This is a genomic window from Psychrobacter sp. AOP7-C1-14 (assembly GCF_052376135.1).
In the GTDB taxonomy this organism is placed as follows: Bacteria; Pseudomonadota; Gammaproteobacteria; order Pseudomonadales; family Moraxellaceae; genus Psychrobacter.
In genome coordinates this window covers 87,584-106,216 of record NZ_JBQSVH010000005.1, presented here as the reverse complement: position 1 = coordinate 106,216, position 18,633 = coordinate 87,584, and the positions used below count along the sequence as shown (strand labels likewise).

Genomic DNA, 18,633 nt, shown 5'->3' with positions numbered 1-18,633 from the left:
CGATCCTGTGCCCCAAAAACGTCTAAAAGACCTACTTCCTACACCAGAGAAAATCTTAGAAAGTCGTACTTTAAAGCTGTTCGCACCGCACTTGGCTGATCCAAGGTTATGGCATTTCAATCGACACAGCCTAAATAAGGCCGTCTATATCGGTGTACTAAGTGCATTTTTTCCGTTGCCAGGACAGATGTTACTGGCACTCATTGGCTCGCTTATTTTTCGCGCTAATGTTCCTATGGCACTCGGTTTAACATGGATTACTAATCCAGTCACTAGCTTGCCCATCTTTTATGCTGGCTACTATATCGGTGCAAAGATTATTGATGCGCCCATGATTAGCTTGCGTTTTATCGGTAGAATGATTGCTGATTTTAGCTTATGGGCATTATCCAACGGTGCCAATCCGTTTATTACTTATCGTGGTACAGTATCGCTTGCTGCATTCTGTATAGGGCTAACCATTTTGGCCGTTGTCACCAGTCTTATTTGTGGCTTGGCATTTAAGGCCATTTGGCGTTACAAGACCGTGACGAGCTGGCAGAAGCGACAGCCAAAGACTTCTGACAAATCTGAGAAATTCTAAATTCAACTAATTTCACTACTCTGCTATAACGCTTACATTTTAGCCAGTACAGCTCATTCTTTTTTACTACTCTCTATAGCATTTAAGACTTTGTCAGTGAAATTGCTATCCATCGGCACGATCTCAATGACTTCATCATTTTTACAGAGTGTATAACGCTTGCCTGCCGCGCTGTCTTGGACTTTCAGGTCATAATCCACCCCAGCCAAAGTGATGGCATCAAACACAGGTGTTAGCAACTCGGTTTGCGCCTGTCTATCAAGCGTTTCAAACAAAGTTGGATCGATGTAAGGCTTTAATGGCTCGTCACCCTCTTCTGCACTGCCAAAAGCCGCAATTGGGTTGTCATCTTCACTCATTTTACGCATCCTTATAAAATCAATACTGTTCCCAATGTCCATTGCGTAGCAACAGCTGACGGTCAGCAAGCGCTGCTAAATTGCGATCATGCGTCACCATAAGTAGCGCCGTTTGCAGGGTGCTTTGTAGCTCTGACAATAGGCCAAAGACGCTTTGGGCATTGTCGTAGTCCAAGTTACCTGTTGGCTCATCCGCCAAGATAAGCGACGGCTTAGTGACTAGCGCGCGTGCAATCGCTACACGTTGACGCTCACCACCTGATAGCTCACCGGGTCTATGCATCAAACGATGCTCGAGGCCAACATTTTCTAAAATCTCAACCGCTTGCTTACGAGCATCGGTCGTTGATACTTTTGGACGCATCAGTAGCGGCATGGCTACGTTTTCTATTGCAGTAAATTCTGCCAATAGATGGTGAAACTGATAAATAAAGCCCAAATGCTTGTTACGCATTGCCCCGCGCTCAGTTTCATTCATGCTATTTAATAACTGACCATGCAACCAAACCTCACCACTGGTTGGCGTATCTAGACCGCCCAGCAAATGTAGCAGCGTACTTTTACCCGAACCACTGGTTCCAACGATAGCGATGCGCTCACCCGCATGAACAGTTAGATCAAGACCAGTCAATACTTGCGTACTGACCGCGCCTTCATCATATATCTTGTTGATATTGGTCGCCTCTAAAATGGCAGACATAGCGCTTCCTTTATTTTATTTATTTCGATATTTATTTCAACATTTAGGCGTTTGGGATTACTCATAGCGTAGTGTTTGAGCAGGCTGAATCTTAGCCGCTCTGCGCGCTGGATAAATCGTTGCCAAAAAGCTCAGTACAAATGAGGCACCTGTGATTAATAGCACGTCTAACAAACGTAACTGCGATGGCAAGTAATTGACAAAATACGCATCAAATAGGTTCAAACCAAAGGCTTGATTAATAAAACCTAAAATATCGCTAACCGTAAGCGCAAATATCACACCCAATATCGTACCGGCGATAGTACCAATCACACCGATGACCACACCCTGTACCATAAAGACTTGAGTAATCAAACGAGGAGACGCACCAAAGGTTTTCAGAATTGCGATGTCCGCTTTTTTATCGGTAACCAACATGACTAGGCTTGAGACAATATTAAAAGCGGCAACCAAGATAATCAAAAATAGTAATAGACCGACCATCGCTTTTTCCATTTGAATTGCACCAAATAGATTGCCGTGAGTCTGTGTCCAATCATTTGGATATAATCTCTCAGGTGCTATAGCAGCCGCTTTTTCCGAAGCTATTGGCGCAGTAAAGATATCATTAAGCTTCATGCGTACGCCCTGCGCTCCTTCTGGCAAACGCAGTAATTTTGCCGCATCTCCCATCGGAATAAACGCCATGAGGCTGTCGACTTCTGGGCTGATCGTAAAAATACCTGTCAAAGTAAAACGCTTAAATCGCGGTATCACACCTGCTGGGGATGGTGACGCCTCTGGCAATACGAGCGTCACTTTATCCCCTATTTGCAGACCCAAAGACTGCACCATCTCTTCGCCCAAGACGATACTGAAGTCACCACTTTGCAGGGTATCAATGCTACCTTCAATCATGTGCTCATTAATGATGGAGACATTTTTTTCGTATTCAGGCTCGACGCCTGTCACCATGATACCTGCAACCTGACCGTTTGAAGTCAGCATCCCTTGCAGTTGGATAAAAGGTGCCACAGCAGCCACTTCTGGGTCTTCTTTAATCTCATCGGCTAGCTGTTCCCAATCACCAATGATTTCTGATGAGACTACCGTAGCCTGCGGTACCATCCCCAAAATACGGGTTTTCAATTCACGGTCAAAACCATTCATGACTGATAGCACCGTAATCAATACGGCAACCCCAAGCGTCAGTCCAATCATCGATATGAGTGATATAAAGGAGATAAAGCCATTACTACGTTCTGCTCGGGTATATCGTAAGCCGATAAATAACGCTAAAGGACGAAACATATTCAAACTCTTTATCTTATCTACGTGCGACTTTATATAGGTTGCATAACGAGCAGCAGTAAATGCATCATACAGTTACCACTACTCACATATAAATCAAACACAAAAACAGGGTGTCAGACGAGCCAATAACAGCTGTCAAAAGGGAGCTAGTTTGACACAAACTAGCTGATATGTGCCAGTCATTAGCAACAACAGAGAGTATTTTTTACCAAAAAACTGGGTTTTGTTATTATTTTTTATAGGGGGCTTGCTATTAACTGTACCAATACCTATATATTATATGCTAAAGACAATTGTCATTAACCCCTCATTGAGGTTTATCCACTATTTACTGATAATATCGCTGACCGTCATAAACCAATCATTTAAAATATTGGATGGCATATAAGCAAATACAGTACTAGATAAAAACCTCACGCTGACTTAATTTTGAGTATTTTCATGACCATAAACTATCAATACAAAAACATTCAATCTCCTACCAAGATCACGTTGACCGATGAGCAGTCTGCAGGTCACGCTGATCACTGGCGTATTCTGACCGATGATATGAGTCACGATGTGCCTGAATGGCTACAAAAGATGATCGAAGTCGCTGCAATGCCCAAAGGCCTGAACAATAACGTTAGCGCAAAAGACAGCTGTTTACTTCTATCAGAAGATCAGCCTTGTCATATCAATCAAGTGCTCGCGATGAAAGATGGCAAGCCTGAATGCTTTATTAATGCCTACCCTTGTGTCGATAGTCCTTATGGATTGAACTGTAAAATTGAGCGTGTCATTGCCAATGACAACTCGCATGATGCTGTTTTACGTTTACGTACCACTGATGGCAGTATCATTTATGCGTTTGATCAACTCTATACAACCAACCGTCATTTGTATCAACGCGATACTTCTTACTATGTGAACTTTAGTGCTTGGGCGCATGAAATTAAGCCAAGCGAACAAAACGAAGTCATCATGGTCGAAGACCAAGAGTCTATCCGTTATCACCGTGCCTTTAACGACATCGTGGCGGCAAATGACGGAAAAATCCCTGATGACCTGCAAGAGCAAATCAGTGAATGGAAACCTGAAACCAAAGAGCAAATGGCACCTGTTGAGATTAACTTAGGCCATATGTGCGCTTATTTGTTTGGCGATACGCTAGGACAAGAAGATGAAGCTTGGTGTCAGGGTCAAGTACTTGGCAAACAAGAAACCGTGTTTAATGGTAAATCTATCATATTGTTTGATGTGGTAACGCTACGTGAACAAGATGCAGATCCTTTCGTAGTGCGTATTGGTGCGCTCAATACTGCTGAAACTAACAGTATTAAAGTACATGACTACGTTCAAGCAAACGTATGGCTACAAGCAGCAATATACAAAGAAAATCAATCAAATACGACGCAGCAATCAAAAGCCAGCTAAATGGTTCGAAAGATTTTCTACAGCTTTTTATGCTAGTTCTGATTTTATCACTCAATAAAAAAGCCCCTAATATGAATTAGGGGCTTTTTTATATCTTATGAACTCTTATAGTTAAAAACGTAACGTAAAAGTCGTATGAATATGCGATTAAGCCATTGTCGTCATTGACTTAATGCGAGTGTATAGCTCTTTTTGCTCTGCGCTTGGACGGGCAGTCTGTACTGCCATTAACTGTGACATATCGCCCTCAACACGGATTTTACCACTCATGAACGCACCCATGATTTGATTGGTATCAAAATCAGTAATGATAGACTGTAGAATATCACGGTCTAATAGCAGTGTCGTCGTTGCATTATCGTTTAAGCCGCGATGCAGTAAACCGTTTGCAAAGTTGGCTTCGATATTTTTATCAGCTTCAGCCACTTTCAGATTAACGACCATATTTGCCAGTACTGGCGGTAAGTTTAATTCACCTGCTTCGCTACCCATTGTTTCTACTTGCTCAAACCATTCGTCTGTCAAAAAAACTGCCATACTATATTATCCTTAATTGATACTCTGTCAGACCAATACTATTCAATATACAATTAGCCTGACGGTTAAAATTATTAAAATGTAGAATTATTAAAATGATTGCTATCAATAGATCTATGCAACACATAGCCATTAATGACGTTCAACCTCATTATAAATGGCGACTTGATAAGAAGTAAAACCTATTTACTAGCCCAGCAATGTTATTGTTACAAAACTTCTTTGCAGGCCTGCGCTTATGTCTAGAGACCTTTTCCCCTATTGAATTAAAGTGAGCATCTAGAATAGTGACAAAATTGTGTATAAAATAGAGGAGTCGCATAGCAATAATAAGTTGCTCGCTAACATTTATACCAAAGAGTTTGTATTTTGGCACACAGTTCTGATGATATTTAATTAGGATTGCGTTACAATACCCTTAAACAGAGTCGGGAGTTTTAACCAAACATTACATAATCGTGTTTTTTGTCAGCCGCCGCTAGCATACATCTATGGTCAATGCGTTTTAATAGCCCTATAGATATGGGTATCTATCTTCATTAGTACAGGTTTTTTTGTAATAATTAAGATACATATTTAGCCTTATAAGATGTTTGATGCTGAAAACGGCGCGTCTTATTTACCTTGATGACCTATTAACAATCCTACTATCGATTGACCTTAAGCAAGGTGCATGAAGTGCCTATTTCTATTTATTAGTATCAACTGATAGATAACAAAGGTTTAAATTGATAATTAATGACATCATTGCGTTAAGTAAGTCAAAAAACAACATGCGTTGGCGCTAGTATAAATATGAATTTGAGAGTATTTATGGTGCAGACAGCATAGATTGTTGGTTAATTCTGTTGATAATTCGGGCTGTAAAGGAATCATCCAATGAGTTTACAAAACACAGCAGTCGCCCCAGTTGACCGTGAGTATGAAATTACTGTCGTAAGATTCTTTACGATCATGGCTGTCGTTTGGGGCATCGTCGGCATGAGTCTTGGTGTGTTCATTGCTTCACAGTTAGCATGGCCAGCACTCAACTTTGACATTCCATGGCTGACCTTTAGTCGTTTAAGACCACTGCATACCAATGCGGTGATTTTTGCGTTCGGTGGCTCTGCCCTGTTCGCAACGTCTTACTACATCGTTCAGCGTACCTGTAAAACGCGTTTATTTGCGCCATACTTAGCTTGGTTTACCTTTTGGGGTTGGCAGGCGGTTATTGTATCCGCCGTTATTACCCTTCCTTTAGGTTTAACCTCAACAAAAGAATACGCTGAGCTTGAGTGGCCTATCGATATCTTAATTGCCTTGGTATGGATCTCTTATGCCATTGTATTTTTTGGTACGCTCATTAAACGTAAAACCTCACATATTTATGTAGCTAACTGGTTCTTTGCCGCCTTCATCATTACGATTGCACTACTACACATCGTAAACAGCATGGCGATTCCTGTTAGTGCGTTCAAATCTTATTCGCTATTTGGCGGTGCAACTGATGCGATGGTGCAGTGGTGGTACGGGCATAACGCGGTAGGTTTTTACTTAACGGCAGCTTTCCTTGGAATGATGTATTACTTCGTTCCTGTACAGATTGGCCGTCCTATCTATTCTTATCGTTTATCTATCGTTCACTTTTGGGCATTAATTGCTTCATACATGTGGGCTGGTGGTCACCATTTGCATTATTCAGCGCTTCCTGATTGGACGCAGTCTCTTGCGATGGTCTTCTCAATCATCCTATTCGCACCATCTTGGGGTGGTATGATTAACGGTGTACTAACGCTATCAGGTAGTTGGGATAAGCTACGTACTGATCCGATCATTCGCTTTATGATTGTGGCATTGTCGTTCTACGCAATGTCAACGTTCGAAGGCCCAATGATGTCTATCAAGACAGTGAATGCGCTATCGCATAACACTGACTGGACAGTTGGTCACGTACACTCAGGCGCACTAGGCTGGGTTGGTATGATTACGATTGGTTCGCTATACGTACTGTTACCACGTATTTACAACAAACCAAAGATGTACTCTATTAGCTTAATCACCACGCATTTCTGGCTAGCGACTGCAGGAACGATTTTCTATATCGTCTCTATGTGGATCTCAGGTATTGGCCAAGGCATGATGTGGCTGGCTACTAACCCAGACGGTACTTTGGTATATAGCTTCGTTGATACTGTTGAATTCTCGCATTTCCCATATATTGGTCGTGCATTTGGTGGCTTCTTATATGTATCGGGTATGTTTGTAATGGCTTATAACTGCTATAAAACACTTAAAATGCCAGAAGGTAAGCCTGTAGATGTCGCTGATCCAACGGATCATGAACCTAGTGTCGAAAAACCTTCGACAGCTAACGTATAAGGAGCGATCATGGCTGGTTCACCGCATGAAATTATTGAAAAAAATACAGGCTTGTTAGTCATTGGTATTGTAATTGCTATTAGTTTTGCAACGCTAGTTGAAATCGTACCATTGATCTATGATAACAAGGGTCCTGAAGAAGGCGGCGTGAATGCGCCCCTTCCTGCCATGGAGCCTTGGACAGCGCTTGAATTTGAAGGACGTGATATTTATATTCGTGAAGGATGTCACGTTTGTCATACTCAAATGGTTCGCCCACTACGTGCAGAAGTTGAACGTTATGGACCATATTCACGTGCCGCTGAGTCAACGTGGGATCATCCATTCTTATGGGGATCGAAACGTACTGGACCAGATTTAGCACGTGTTGGTGGCCGTTATTCTGAAGACTGGCAAAAGCAGCATTTGATTGCGCCACGTTCACTAGTGCCTGAGTCAGTGATGCCAGGTTTCCCTTGGTTGGCTACTAACGAAGTAGATGGCGAAAACGTTCAAACTAAAATGCGTCTATTCCGCGATCGCTTCGGTGTTCCTTATACTGAAGAAGACATTGAAGGTGCTCCTGATGCAGTGCTTGGTGCTACTGAGCTTGACGCTTTGGTCGCCTATCTACAGCAGTTAGGCACCGCAATGGAAGGACAGCGCTAATGGGTATTGGTGAATTACAAACAATTGCGACCGTTTCTGCCTTTATTGCCTTCGTAGGCGTTGCATGGTGGGCGTATTCGCCAAAAAACAAAAAACGCTTCGAAGAAGATGCACAACTTGCGCTTGATGACGAGGATATAAAGTCTCTGTCTGAAGAGCAGCGCAATAAGGATAAATGATGACATTTTTTTGGAGTTCTTGGATCACGCTAATCAGTTTCGGTTGCTGGCTTTTTATTCTTGGCGTTCTGCTGTTTGTACTAAAATACAAACCAGACGTTGAGGAAGACGGTACCACTGGTCATGAATATGATGGTATCCGAGAATACGACAAGCCGCTTCCTAAATGGTGGTTGGTGATATTTTTTGGCTCGATCGTTTGGGGTGTCGCGTACTGGGTATTCTTTCCAGCTATGTTCCCCAAACACTGGGAAGGTATCGCCACCGTAGAAGTTGACGGTGAGACTGTACCGTGGACCTCTAAAAACGAGTTGTTTAGTGAGCTTGAAAGCAATAACAAAGTATTTACAGATAACTTTGAAAAAAGTATTCTGGTAAAAGCAGATGCTGCAGGCGCGACGACGACTTTGGCAACATTAAACGAGTTGCAAGCAACTATGCGTCGTAGCGAAAATCCACCAGCAGATTTGCAGGCTCAAATCGACGAAAAAGTAATAGAACTTGCTCCTTACGTCGAAAAACTGTCTGAAAACCCAAATGCCTTAAAAGTTGGTAGCCGTTTGTTCTTACAGAACTGTTCTGTATGTCATGGCTCTAACGCCAAAGGTGCACCCGGTTACCCTAACCTAACTGATAATGATTGGTTATATGGCGGCGAAGCTGGCAATATTCTGACCACGCTGCACAATGGGCGTATCGGTGGTATGGCAGCATGGCGTGATCAAATTGGTGAAGATGGTGTTCGTGCCGTTGCTGAGTATGTTTTAGCTATATCTGGCAATCAAAATGACTATGAGCTTGATCAAACTAAAGTTGCTCAAGGTAAAGTTATTTTCAATGAACCGACCAACTGTGTTCTTTGTCATGGTCCTGATGCCAAAGGTATGATTTCAGCAGGTGCGCCAAACTTAACTGATAATATTTGGCTGTATGGTGGTGATCGCGAGACTATTCGTGAGACGCTACGTTATGGTCGTGCTGGTGTTATGCCTCAGTGGGAAACTAAGCTAGGTAATGAGCGCATTATGCTGCTTGCCGCTTACATCTACTCACTATCAGATAAAACAAGCGCAACGCCTGTTACTGCTGCAGCTACTCAACCTGTAGTAACTGAAGAAGCAATTGCTAACTAAAACGCTGCTCCTGCACTGAATATGGACGAGATTTAATCAAGGGAGAACTGTTATTGCAGTTCTCCTTTTTGCATATAATGGTATTGATTTTCATTTAGAAATGATAATGATGAGCGGATATAAATAACTAGAAATTGTGCTCATGTATTTATTGCTTTTTAGGATTATCAACCCATTATTAGGAAGGAGAATGTTAAAATAGCTATTTTTTAAAATAGTCTATTGGTCATGGCTTTATATAGCTATAACTCAATCATACAAAGCGATAGTCAATTTCACATAACTTAGATACAGGCGTGTTTAGTCTACTGCTTATAGTACCTTTATGACGTGGCGTTGTATCGAAATTGTGTTGAACCGACTATATTTACAATCGATCATTTGGTAAGCAGATTAGAAGGTTTCCTATCGAATTTTCTATCCGCTATTTACTGACATTGATAACATCACACACTCATATACCTCGACACTAGAGGTGTTTGTTCATCATGCCAGCAGACTGATTCTTTTTTTAAAGAGGCACGTTTATGTCAGCACAAAAACCCAATAAAATCCCTGTACAACAAGTCGATCTTGATGCAACCAAGCATCGTGTGCACCCGAGGTTCGTCACAGGTTTTTATCAAAATATTCGCGTCATCACGATGTATGCTCTTTTGGCGGCTTTTTTACTTCTGCCATGGCTGCGCTATAATGATAGACAAGCAATATGGTTTGATGTGCCATCGCAGCATTATTATATTTTTGGCATGACGTTTTTGACGCAAGACTTTTATTTCATTGCAGCTTTTGCCATTATCGCCGCATTTACGCTGTTCATGGTGACAGTATATGCAGGGCGCGTTTGGTGTGGTTACGCCTGTCCTCAAACGATATGGACGCATCTGTATCAATATGTCGAAAAATGGGTGATTGGTGATCGTAATAAGCGTAACAAGTTTGATAAAGCACCGTTAAGTGCGAGCAAAATATTCAAACGCACACTTATCTATTCAATTTGGTTTTTGCTTTCTGTAATTACAGCGGCGACCTTTGTTAGTTATGTGGCAGGAACAGATTCTCTATATCATAGTTGGCAGTCCATAGGCGTGATTCCTTTCCCTGACTGGCCAACATGGATCTGGGTCTCGATGTTTATCTTTACCTTTGCTACCTATGCCAATGCAGGCTACATGCGTGAGCAGATGTGTGTACAGATTTGTCCTTATGGTCGCTTTCAAAGTGTGATGTTTGATAAAGATACATTGATCGTATCCTATGATTATGAGCGTGGCGAACCGCGTGGTGCACGTAAAAAAGGTACAAATCCAGAACATTTAGGCGACTGCATTGAATGTACGATGTGTGTACAGGTTTGCCCTACTGGTATCGATATTCGAGATGGCCTACAAGTTGCCTGTATTCAATGTGCGGCTTGTATCGATGCCTGTAATGATATAATGGACAAGGTTGGCTATCCGCGTGGCTTGATTCGGTATACGACCGAGCGTCAGCTAGCAGAAAAAGAACCGAGCCGCGTACTGCGTCCACGACTGTTTGCATACTTAACACTATTGGCCGTACTATGTGGCGGCGTCATATATGCGTTGACCGATCGTGTACCATTAGAAATTGATATCCGCCGCGATCGTAATCAGCTGTCTTCTATCAATAATCAAGGTATGATCGAAAACAGCTATATCGTTAAGCTAACCAACAAGACACAAGATGCTCATACCTATAAGATAACGCTTGCACCGCAAGATGGGTTGAGTTTAGAACTTCGTTTTAATGATGTACCATTAGAAGCGGGTGAAAGCTTTGATATGCCAGTTAGTATTTATGGTGATCCTGATGTGATAGAATTTGGCCAAACGCCTATAACGCTAAATGTGAACAGCGAAAATGGTGAGTACAAGGTAAGTAAACAAAATATCTTTACGACTCAAGGTCAGTAAACGACTAAAACACCCGTAATTTAACTTCATGTATGTCATTCGGTAGTCTATAGCTAGTGCCACTAATCAAGTAGCTAATTGCTCTAACTAAAGGCTATCGAATAAATGTTTTACCATTAAACTGGTAGCGTTTAGCCGCCAAATTATCCGTTGATGCCATTTATAGATGTCTAGTTAATAGATATTTATTGAATACGTATCTGATGCATAGGTATTTTATGTCTACTCCAACACCGAACTTTAAACATCAAGATACGCAACCATGGTATAAAAACTACATGGTCGTTATCTTTGTGATTGGCATGCCAGCTGCAGTCGTCATTGCTTGTATTTGGTTTGTTTATTACTCCTACCAGATCCGTGATAGCGTGGTACGTGACGATTGGTATATGGATGGTAAGACGCTCTATCATGATGTGTCTCGTGACAAGCTCACCTATGACTTAGACTTACATGGACAAATGCAATTTGCAGAAAATGGCGATATTGTATTCTATCTTAACTATCCTGAGCAGAGCCTCCAGTCAGGCAAGCTGCTAAATGGCACACCGCTCACCTATCCCGATACGTTAGAGCTTTCTATTTCTCACGCAACAGATATCAAAAAAGACCGCGACGTTGTACTTAAGCATGTTAAGGATAATAAATACAGTGCGCAAGTTGATATTGATCCTGTAAAAGCTAAGTACTATCTACAGGTTAGCAATGATGGTAAAGATGACTGGCGCATGCAAGATGTTGCAAAACTGCCTCGCTCAGAAGTCAGCTTTGACCCACTACCAGTTTTTGCTAAGAGTTAACGCTATCAATAATATGTAGACATAAAAAACCAGCCACTCATAAAAGATTGGCTGGTTTTCTTATGCTATTTAATAAAATTTATTCAACACACCCTAATTCACAAACTACTAAATTACTGGGTTAATCGTTGGGATTTTTTGGTATTTTCGCTCTTTTTGCTCAGTTTCATCCGCCTCTACTGAATAAGACTTGTCACTAGCAAACTTAGGATTAAACGTTTGCGTCTTTGGTGTTACAGGTAAACCAATCTCAGCAAGACTATCCGTCTGCCCAGCTTGGATATTATCACCCTCAAATAAACGCTCATCATTATCACGGTCAAGGCTGAGCGTTTCAAAATCAAACAGCTCGCGATCAGCCAACTGTGATGGCGCTACGTTTTGCATTGCCTTAAAAATAGACGCTAAACGCTGCGGGTGAGCATCATCCCATTCACGCAGCATATCGTTGATGATAGCGCGTTGTAGATTGGTTTGGCTGCCACACAAGTTACAAGGAATAATTGGAAATTCCTTTAATTTAGCGTACTCAATAATGTCTTTTTCTTCAACATACGCCAATGGACGAATCAGCATGTTTTGCTTATCATCGCTCAATAGCTTGGGCGGCATTGATTTGAGCGCACCACCATGAAATAGATTCAAAAAGAACGTCGCAAGCATATCATCACGATGATGACCAAGGGCGATCTTAGTTGCGCCTATTTGTTTAGCAAAGCCATATAGTGAGCCGCGGCGCAGACGTGAGCAAGCCGAGCAGTAAGTTTTACCTTCTGGTACTACGCTTTTGACGATGCTATACGTGTCTTTTTCTAAAATATAGTGCGCGATTCCCTGCTCGTTTAGATACGCAGGTAAGATATCTTCTGGATATCCTGGCTGCTTTTGGTCAAGATTGACCGCAACGATATCAAAATGAATTGGCGCAATGCGTTTTAATAATAATAGAATATCAAGTAAGGTATAGCTGTCTTTACCGCCCGAAACACAAACCATTACCACATCACCATCTTCGATCATATTAAAATCGCGGATTGCCCAAGAAACTTGGCGACGTAGCTTTTTTTGTAGTTTACGAAAGTACGCTGATTCGGTAGGTGACTGCGCATTAGTATCCTGCTCGTCAATCATGTCCTCATCACTGCCATTTTCAGAGACGTCGTCGTACTCTTTACTATTAGTATCGATGTCTAAGGCCTGACTATTAAAGCTCATTGCGTCAGATGCATCATCAGCTCGAGAAGGAGTATTTGGCGTAAATAAGGTTGCTGCGGTCATAAGTTACTCAATATCTTTATAAGGGTGATTTTACTATAAAGCGATTTGCGATAAATATTTAAAGACATTGTCAGCGGTGTTATATGACCAATGCTTTAAAAGCTGCGATTATAACAAATATTGCTAACAGATTGAAAAGATGGCAGTAATACGGACTTTATTTTATGACGGTACTATTTAGATTGGCTTGGGCAGCTTAGTGACGCGTGATTGGTCGCTTCATGGTTCTGTAATAGACGTATTTTTGCTAAAATAGCCGTTTTCGTAAACCAATAATAGACAACACTATGACTAACGTTACTTTGCAAAATACCTCCGATCAAGTATCAGATGCTGACTTAGCAGCTCTTACCAAAAGCCAAAATGCGGTTGTCCTTTTATCAGGCGGTCTCGATTCGGTGACTTGCTTATATTGGGCAAAATCACGCTATGCATCAGTGACAGCCGTTAGCTTTGACTATGGTCAACGTCATAATAGTGAACTTGTCGCCGCAAAGACCATCGCTGATACAGCAGGCGTCAATCATAGAATCATCGATATTGATATCGCACAACTGGGCGGCTCATCACTAACAGATCACAGTATGATCGTGCCAGATGGGGATTCAGATAAATTCCCTAGCAAAAAACGCGATGAAATTGATAACGATGCTATCCCCAATACTTATGTGCCTGCGCGTAATACTATCTTTTTATCGTACGCGTTAGCAGTTGCCGAAGTCGCTGATGCCAATCATATCGTCATCGGTGTCAGCTCAGTTGACTATTCTGGTTATCCTGATTGTCGCCCAGAGTATATAGCTGCCTTTGAACATATGGCCAACCTTGCGACAAAAGCAGGCGTTACTGGCCATCGTTTATCGATTCAAACACCATTACAGCAATTGTCAAAAGCACAAACGATTGAGCTTGGCCTATCATTAGGTGTCGATTACGGGCAGACAATTTCTTGTTATCGCGCAGATGCCGATGGCCTTGCTTGCGGTGTTTGTGACAGCTGCGCATTACGTCGTCAGGGCTTTGCCCAAGCTGGCGTAACCGATCCTACTCACTACCAGTCTTAATTAATTTAGGTCAATCCTATACAAACTGGATACGCTATCAAGCGCGCTTAAACTAGTTACGATACTTTTACTTGCCTTCCTTGTATCCAGATTATATTGAGCAAACTACACACTAACGTTAAATATTGCATTCAGCGATGTTGTCCGTGAACATTTGCGCAACATTCGCTTGCATTAACACAGCATGTCGTTCTTGTATTTTAATCGACATACTTGCTATCGTATGGACGATTGTATCTATCAAACGATGTATATAACAATATTAGTTACTCATATATTAATGAGTTGACTTTGCATTGAACAAAATACACAAAATTGACGCCACCTGTAAGAGGACATCTATGAAGTTGTTGCCAGTATTACCCCTAGCCTTAGCTGCCTTATTTGCCATGCCACAAGCCAACGCCGCCGACATTAAGCAACAAAATATCAACTCATGTGTCGATGGCGCAGTCAAATACAAGGTCGCTGACAAAAGCAACGCGACCAAACTGTGCAACTGTACTATTGACGTACGTAGCAACATGACCATCGGTCAGATGTGGGAAATAGAAAGCTACGCACAAGATAAAAAGGATCCATCTGGTCTGCCTTATGTGAAGGCAATGCAAAAAGATCTGCAACAGTGTACTGTTGGTCTAGATTTAAAGAAGCCACAAAAACCTGCTTAACTTTTAATCGTTTGATATACAAAAGACTGGCCATTGCCAGTCTTTTTTGTTGCCAATGAATGGACAAAGTGTAAAACTGATTATTTATTTCTACTAATCTGCTTATAATAAGAACACTATAAATAGAACCTTGATTAAGCCAATACACACAACTAAAACTAATAAGGATTTTACAATGGCCAAGCCAACGACAGAAACCATTCACCTACCTGATTTCCCAGTAACTATCGTACGCAAGCTTGCGGGTAATTTCATTCATGATGAAATCAATTTAAAAGAAATGGTCGCTAATACCGATAAAGGCCTTATTCTGTATTTTTACCCCAAAGACAACACGCCAGGCTGTACCACACAGGCAACAGAATTTACCTCGCATCTTCATGACTTTGACGAATTAGGCTACGACATTATCGGCGTCTCTCGTGATAGCGTCGAATCTCATGAAAAGTTTATCGACAAATATGACCTGCAAATTCCACTTATCAGTGATACTGATGAAAAGTTATGCCAGTATTTTGACGTTATCAAAGAAAAAAATATGTATGGCAAAGTCACGCTAGGCCTTGTACGTTCAGCATTTGTATTCAATAAAGACAGCGAATTAACTCATGCGCAGCGTAATCTACGTGCCAAAGACTATACCAGTCGTTTACTGACTATATTAGCGCCGTAATTATTGGTTCTATCATTGAATCAGTATCCGTCATAATTATAAAAACTGAATAAAAAATATAAGCTAAAAATTCAGTCTATTACTGAATATAACTTTCCCCTATTAGAGAATAATATGAATAAAAAAACTGGCACTACCACTGACGATATGTCAAAAGAAGTCACGCGCAAAGTATCCGTCGCCATTATTGGCGCTGGTACCGCAGGACAAAATGCTTTTCGCCAAGCAAGTAAAATCAAAGACGACGTGGTCATTATAAACGAAGGGTTTTGGACCACTACCTGTATTGCCGTTGGGTGTATGCCTAGTAAGCTGCTAATTGCAGCTGCTGACCGTGCACACGATACCAATCATTCTGCTGAATTTGGTATTCATGCAACGGCACAAATAGATGGCAAACAAGTAATGAAGCGTGTACGTGATGAACGCAGTCATTTTGCCAGCTATATAAAGAAACAAGTGGACAGCTGGCCTGATCATAAGAAAATTGATGGTCGTGCTCATATCAATGAACAAGGTTTAATCAAGGTCAACGATGAGCTGATTGCCGCTGAGCAAATCATTGTCGCCACAGGTAGCTCGCCGTTTATCCCCGATGGATGGGCAGAAAAGCTTGGTGATACCATGCTTACTTCTGACAGTGTCTTTGAGCTTGAAGACTTGCCAAAAACTATGGCTGTCGTCGGTGCTGGTGCCATTGGTCTAGAGCTTGCGCAAGCGTTTACGCGTTTAGGTGTAGAAGTCACACTGTTAAACCGCGTTAAACAAGTCGCTGGTCTACAAGACGACGATATCAATCATAAGGCGATCGATTGCTTAAGTCGTGAATTGACCATGCATTTGGGAAGTAAAATCACTGATGTTGGTACAAAATCTACTGCAAACGATACCTCTGAAAGTAATGGAAGCAATAAAAATACCACTGCATTTATCGAATATGAAGATAGCACTGGCAAGTCTCAACAATGGCAAGGTGAATACGTATTAGTTGCTACTGGTCGTCGCAACAATATTGAGCAGCTAGGTGTTGAAAACTTAGGCGTTAAGCTAGATGATAAGAACCGTCCGAAGGACTTGAGTAAAAAAACAGGTCAGATTGGCGACTTAAACGTCTATATCGTTGGTGATGCCAATGCCAATATTCCACTATTACATGTAGCCAGTGATGAGGGCTATAGTGCAGGCAGCATGGTTTGTGAAAATACAGAAGGGGCTTATATCCGCCCACCTGCCCCACCTTTTTCTATCGTCTTTTGCTCACCACAAATTGTTAATATCGGTATGTCTCTACCAGAGATTCAAGAAGACTCAGAGTTGGAGTTTGTCATCGGTAGCGTAAGCTTTGACAATCAAGGGCGTAGTCGTGTGATGGGAGTTAATTGTGGTCTGCTACACATCTATGGCTGCAAAAAAACAGATAAGATTCTAGGTGCTAGCATGGTCGGCCCTGATGCCGAGTATATTGGACACATACTTGCTACTGCTATTACTAATGACTTAAGCATCAAAGCCTTGCTAGACACGCCTTTTTACCATCCAACGATATTAGAGGGACTACGCACAGCACTACGCGATGTTCAATATAAAATGGAGATCCCTTTCCAGTCTCAAGACGCACAAGAAGACAACTTTTAACGGTTTATATTTTTTAGCCCAATAAAACTTTTGGAATTTAACTCTCTAGACTGAATCATTGCTTATATCACGTGTGATTGTATGGTCAGCTTGATATAATTTGTAGACAGCTATTTCATGTATAACGTTTTTTATAATCGCAACCTGCATGGACGAAACAATGCCAATTGCTAGTATTACTGACTTCTTCAAAGAAATTGTTCATGACTTACATACTAGTCTTTACCTTGCTCTTGGCGGCTCTATAGATGAGGACTCACTTAATTGGTCCTCACAAGCAGCAGAACTGGTCAGCACTGGCATCAAAATCCTAATACTGCTTGCGGTATTGGGATTTTTTTATTGGTTGGCCAATTATATTCTTAGGCAGAGCCGAGCCAAAATTCGATTGAATGAACGCCGTACTAAGATTGCCCGTTCAGTCTTACGCTATATATGGATTGTCGCAAGCCTAATCGCTATCATGAGTCAGATAAACTTTGAACCAGAAACCATTAAAGCCACCGCGAAGGCAAGCACTTGGGCCGGTATCTATTACGTACTTTGGGCATCATCAGGACAGATCATTCACAGAGTCTTACAGCACTATGGCCTCAACGCTTCAATAGAGCAGTTGCTTAAGAACATCTTATCCGTACTGCTGTTGGTACTTGGACTTGCCAGCGTTATGGCGCAATTTGGCTTTGATATTGTGTCGTTGGTTGCCGGTTTAGGCATTGTTGGTTTGGCAGTGGGTTTCGCCGCTCAGTCTACTCTCGCTAATTTCATCGCTGGTATTACTATTTTACTTGAGCAGTCCTTTCAAGTTGGTGATTGGATTCATATCAATGACACTGAGGGACGCGTGGTACTTATCGCGCTGCGGACTACTCATATCCTTACTCGTGACAATATTACGGTTATCATTCCAAACTCTAACGTTGCCTCCTCTGAAGTGATTAACCTGACTTCTAAAAACTTTATACGTTTTGATATTCGCGTACGTATCGCATTTGAGGACGACATTGAGACAGCTCGCCAAGAAATATTACAGGTGCTGAGCGATACCGATGTAGTGCTCAATCGGCCTGAAACCTCAGCGACTGTCGCAGAAATTGGCGAGTATGGGGTGTTTTTTATCGTACGTTTTTGGGTCAAGCCAGCAGCCGTTGCGCGTATGCCAAAGATTAAAGAGGGCCTAAAAGAAGGTATCAAGGTTGCCTTTGATGCTGCAAATATCTCTACCCCTTATCCTCATATGCGCTTGCTTATGCCAAAAGACATTGACTATCCTATTGCCACTAAGCCTTTTGCAACCACCACTCAAATTCTCCCAGAGAAACTACCACGGACCAAGGATGAGTAGACAATTTATTCTTATGCA

General features: G+C 41.7%; 18 protein-coding genes. 13 read left to right on the top strand and 5 right to left on the bottom strand.

Translation table 11 applies throughout. The annotated features are described in order from the left end of the window. The first annotated feature begins 7 nt into the window (after positions 1 to 7). A complete protein-coding gene (locus ACT3QN_RS05825) occupies positions 8 to 583 on the top strand; it encodes a DUF2062 domain-containing protein (RefSeq protein ID WP_444523061.1) in 576 nt (191 codons plus the stop codon). Between the two features lie 53 nt (positions 584 to 636). On the opposite strand, the gene ACT3QN_RS05820 is transcribed toward ACT3QN_RS05825, so the two are convergent. Genes ACT3QN_RS05820 through ACT3QN_RS05810 form a run of 3 tightly spaced genes read right to left on the bottom strand, consistent with a single transcriptional unit; the run spans position 637 to position 2,935 of the window. Continuing rightward, positions 637 to 942, bottom strand: coding sequence for a hypothetical protein (locus tag ACT3QN_RS05820; RefSeq protein WP_444523062.1), 306 nt, complete (start codon positions 940 to 942; stop codon positions 637 to 639). A 19-nt stretch (positions 943 to 961) separates the two neighbouring features. Then, complete coding sequence (gene lolD / locus ACT3QN_RS05815; RefSeq protein ID WP_444521662.1) at positions 962 to 1,642, bottom strand: lipoprotein-releasing ABC transporter ATP-binding protein LolD; 681 nt, start codon at positions 1,640 to 1,642, stop codon at positions 962 to 964. A gap of 57 nt (positions 1,643 to 1,699) precedes the next feature. Beyond that, entirely contained in the window at positions 1,700 to 2,935 is a 1,236-nt protein-coding gene (locus ACT3QN_RS05810; RefSeq protein ID WP_444521663.1) for a lipoprotein-releasing ABC transporter permease subunit, read from the bottom strand. 444 nt (positions 2,936 to 3,379) lie between these two features. Here ACT3QN_RS05810 and ACT3QN_RS05805 point away from each other — a divergent pair, with 444 nt between their 5' ends. Beyond that, positions 3,380 to 4,354, top strand: coding sequence for a hypothetical protein (locus ACT3QN_RS05805; RefSeq protein ID WP_444523063.1), 975 nt, complete (start codon positions 3,380 to 3,382; stop codon positions 4,352 to 4,354). A 147-nt stretch (positions 4,355 to 4,501) separates the two neighbouring features. Here the strand turns inward: ACT3QN_RS05805 and ACT3QN_RS05800 are convergent, their stop codons facing one another. Then, on the bottom strand, positions 4,502 to 4,891 hold the full coding sequence (locus tag ACT3QN_RS05800; RefSeq protein WP_444521665.1) for an SCP-2 sterol transfer family protein: 390 nt from the start codon (positions 4,889 to 4,891) through the stop codon (positions 4,502 to 4,504). Between the two features lie 879 nt (positions 4,892 to 5,770). Here ACT3QN_RS05800 and ccoN point away from each other — a divergent pair. The 6 genes from ccoN to ACT3QN_RS05770 all read left to right on the top strand — a co-directional run bounded on the left by ccoN (position 5,771) and on the right by ACT3QN_RS05770 (position 11,949). Next, on the top strand, positions 5,771 to 7,252 hold the full coding sequence (ccoN, locus tag ACT3QN_RS05795) for a cytochrome-c oxidase, cbb3-type subunit I (RefSeq protein WP_058024766.1): 1,482 nt from the start codon (positions 5,771 to 5,773) through the stop codon (positions 7,250 to 7,252). Positions 7,253 to 7,261: 9 nt separating this feature from the next. Then, the gene (gene ccoO / locus ACT3QN_RS05790) at positions 7,262 to 7,900 is read left to right on the top strand and encodes a cytochrome-c oxidase, cbb3-type subunit II (protein WP_444521666.1); all 639 of its coding nucleotides are present in this window, start codon (positions 7,262 to 7,264) and stop codon (positions 7,898 to 7,900) included. After that, positions 7,900 to 8,079: a CcoQ/FixQ family Cbb3-type cytochrome c oxidase assembly chaperone gene (locus ACT3QN_RS05785; RefSeq protein WP_057760804.1), complete on the top strand. Its 180-nt coding sequence runs from the start codon at positions 7,900 to 7,902 to the stop codon at positions 8,077 to 8,079. Before ccoO ends, ACT3QN_RS05785 begins: the two co-directional genes overlap by 1 nt. Further along, positions 8,079 to 9,212, top strand: a complete 1,134-nt coding sequence (gene ccoP / locus ACT3QN_RS05780) for a cytochrome-c oxidase, cbb3-type subunit III (protein ID WP_444523081.1) — start codon at positions 8,079 to 8,081, stop codon at positions 9,210 to 9,212. Before ACT3QN_RS05785 ends, ccoP begins: the two co-directional genes overlap by 1 nt. Positions 9,213 to 9,739: 527 nt before the next feature. Next, the gene (ccoG, locus tag ACT3QN_RS05775) at positions 9,740 to 11,149 is read left to right on the top strand and encodes a cytochrome c oxidase accessory protein CcoG (RefSeq protein WP_444523064.1); all 1,410 of its coding nucleotides are present in this window, start codon (positions 9,740 to 9,742) and stop codon (positions 11,147 to 11,149) included. Positions 11,150 to 11,367: 218 nt separating this feature from the next. Then, a complete protein-coding gene (locus tag ACT3QN_RS05770; protein WP_444523065.1) occupies positions 11,368 to 11,949 on the top strand; it encodes a FixH family protein in 582 nt (193 codons plus the stop codon). Positions 11,950 to 12,057: 108 nt separating this feature from the next. Here the strand turns inward: ACT3QN_RS05770 and ttcA are convergent, their stop codons facing one another. Next, on the bottom strand, positions 12,058 to 13,080 hold the full coding sequence (gene ttcA / locus ACT3QN_RS05765; protein ID WP_444523082.1) for a tRNA 2-thiocytidine(32) synthetase TtcA: 1,023 nt from the start codon (positions 13,078 to 13,080) through the stop codon (positions 12,058 to 12,060). Positions 13,081 to 13,514: 434 nt separating this feature from the next. On the opposite strand from ttcA, the gene queC reads away from it, so the two are divergent. The 5 genes from queC to ACT3QN_RS05740 all read left to right on the top strand — a co-directional run bounded on the left by queC (position 13,515) and on the right by ACT3QN_RS05740 (position 18,615). Then, a complete protein-coding gene (gene queC / locus ACT3QN_RS05760) occupies positions 13,515 to 14,291 on the top strand; it encodes a 7-cyano-7-deazaguanine synthase QueC (RefSeq protein WP_444521669.1) in 777 nt (258 codons plus the stop codon). A gap of 341 nt (positions 14,292 to 14,632) precedes the next feature. Next, entirely contained in the window at positions 14,633 to 14,962 is a 330-nt protein-coding gene (locus ACT3QN_RS05755) for a hypothetical protein (RefSeq protein ID WP_444521670.1), read from the top strand. Between the two features lie 175 nt (positions 14,963 to 15,137). Beyond that, the gene (locus ACT3QN_RS05750; RefSeq protein WP_444521336.1) at positions 15,138 to 15,635 is read left to right on the top strand and encodes a peroxiredoxin; all 498 of its coding nucleotides are present in this window, start codon (positions 15,138 to 15,140) and stop codon (positions 15,633 to 15,635) included. A 114-nt stretch (positions 15,636 to 15,749) separates the two neighbouring features. After that, positions 15,750 to 17,270: a dihydrolipoyl dehydrogenase gene (locus ACT3QN_RS05745; RefSeq protein ID WP_444523066.1), complete on the top strand. Its 1,521-nt coding sequence runs from the start codon at positions 15,750 to 15,752 to the stop codon at positions 17,268 to 17,270. A 160-nt stretch (positions 17,271 to 17,430) separates the two neighbouring features. Beyond that, positions 17,431 to 18,615: a mechanosensitive ion channel family protein gene (locus ACT3QN_RS05740; protein WP_444523067.1), complete on the top strand. Its 1,185-nt coding sequence runs from the start codon at positions 17,431 to 17,433 to the stop codon at positions 18,613 to 18,615. The last annotated feature ends 18 nt before the right edge of the window (positions 18,616 to 18,633 follow it).

Excerpts from the sequence above, each read along its gene's own strand:
- ACT3QN_RS05820 (WP_444523062.1), bottom strand. The coding sequence starts at position 942 with ATGAGTGAAGATGACAACCCAATTGCGGCTTTTGGCAGTGCAGAAGAG.
- lolD (WP_444521662.1), bottom strand. The coding sequence starts at position 1,642 with ATGTCTGCCATTTTAGAGGCGACCAATATCAACAAGATATATGATGAA.
- ACT3QN_RS05810 (WP_444521663.1), bottom strand. The coding sequence starts at position 2,935 with ATGTTTCGTCCTTTAGCGTTATTTATCGGCTTACGATATACCCGAGCA.
- ACT3QN_RS05805 (WP_444523063.1), top strand. The coding sequence starts at position 3,380 with ATGACCATAAACTATCAATACAAAAACATTCAATCTCCTACCAAGATC.
- ACT3QN_RS05800 (WP_444521665.1), bottom strand. The coding sequence starts at position 4,891 with ATGGCAGTTTTTTTGACAGACGAATGGTTTGAGCAAGTAGAAACAATG.
- ccoN (WP_058024766.1), top strand. The coding sequence starts at position 5,771 with ATGAGTTTACAAAACACAGCAGTCGCCCCAGTTGACCGTGAGTATGAA.
- ccoO (WP_444521666.1), top strand. The coding sequence starts at position 7,262 with ATGGCTGGTTCACCGCATGAAATTATTGAAAAAAATACAGGCTTGTTA.
- ACT3QN_RS05785 (WP_057760804.1), top strand. The coding sequence starts at position 7,900 with ATGGGTATTGGTGAATTACAAACAATTGCGACCGTTTCTGCCTTTATT.
- ccoP (WP_444523081.1), top strand. The coding sequence starts at position 8,079 with ATGACATTTTTTTGGAGTTCTTGGATCACGCTAATCAGTTTCGGTTGC.
- ccoG (WP_444523064.1), top strand. The coding sequence starts at position 9,740 with ATGTCAGCACAAAAACCCAATAAAATCCCTGTACAACAAGTCGATCTT.
- ACT3QN_RS05770 (WP_444523065.1), top strand. The coding sequence starts at position 11,368 with ATGTCTACTCCAACACCGAACTTTAAACATCAAGATACGCAACCATGG.
- ttcA (WP_444523082.1), bottom strand. The coding sequence starts at position 13,080 with ATGATTGACGAGCAGGATACTAATGCGCAGTCACCTACCGAATCAGCG.
- queC (WP_444521669.1), top strand. The coding sequence starts at position 13,515 with ATGACTAACGTTACTTTGCAAAATACCTCCGATCAAGTATCAGATGCT.
- ACT3QN_RS05755 (WP_444521670.1), top strand. The coding sequence starts at position 14,633 with ATGAAGTTGTTGCCAGTATTACCCCTAGCCTTAGCTGCCTTATTTGCC.
- ACT3QN_RS05750 (WP_444521336.1), top strand. The coding sequence starts at position 15,138 with ATGGCCAAGCCAACGACAGAAACCATTCACCTACCTGATTTCCCAGTA.
- ACT3QN_RS05745 (WP_444523066.1), top strand. The coding sequence starts at position 15,750 with ATGAATAAAAAAACTGGCACTACCACTGACGATATGTCAAAAGAAGTC.
- ACT3QN_RS05740 (WP_444523067.1), top strand. The coding sequence starts at position 17,431 with ATGCCAATTGCTAGTATTACTGACTTCTTCAAAGAAATTGTTCATGAC.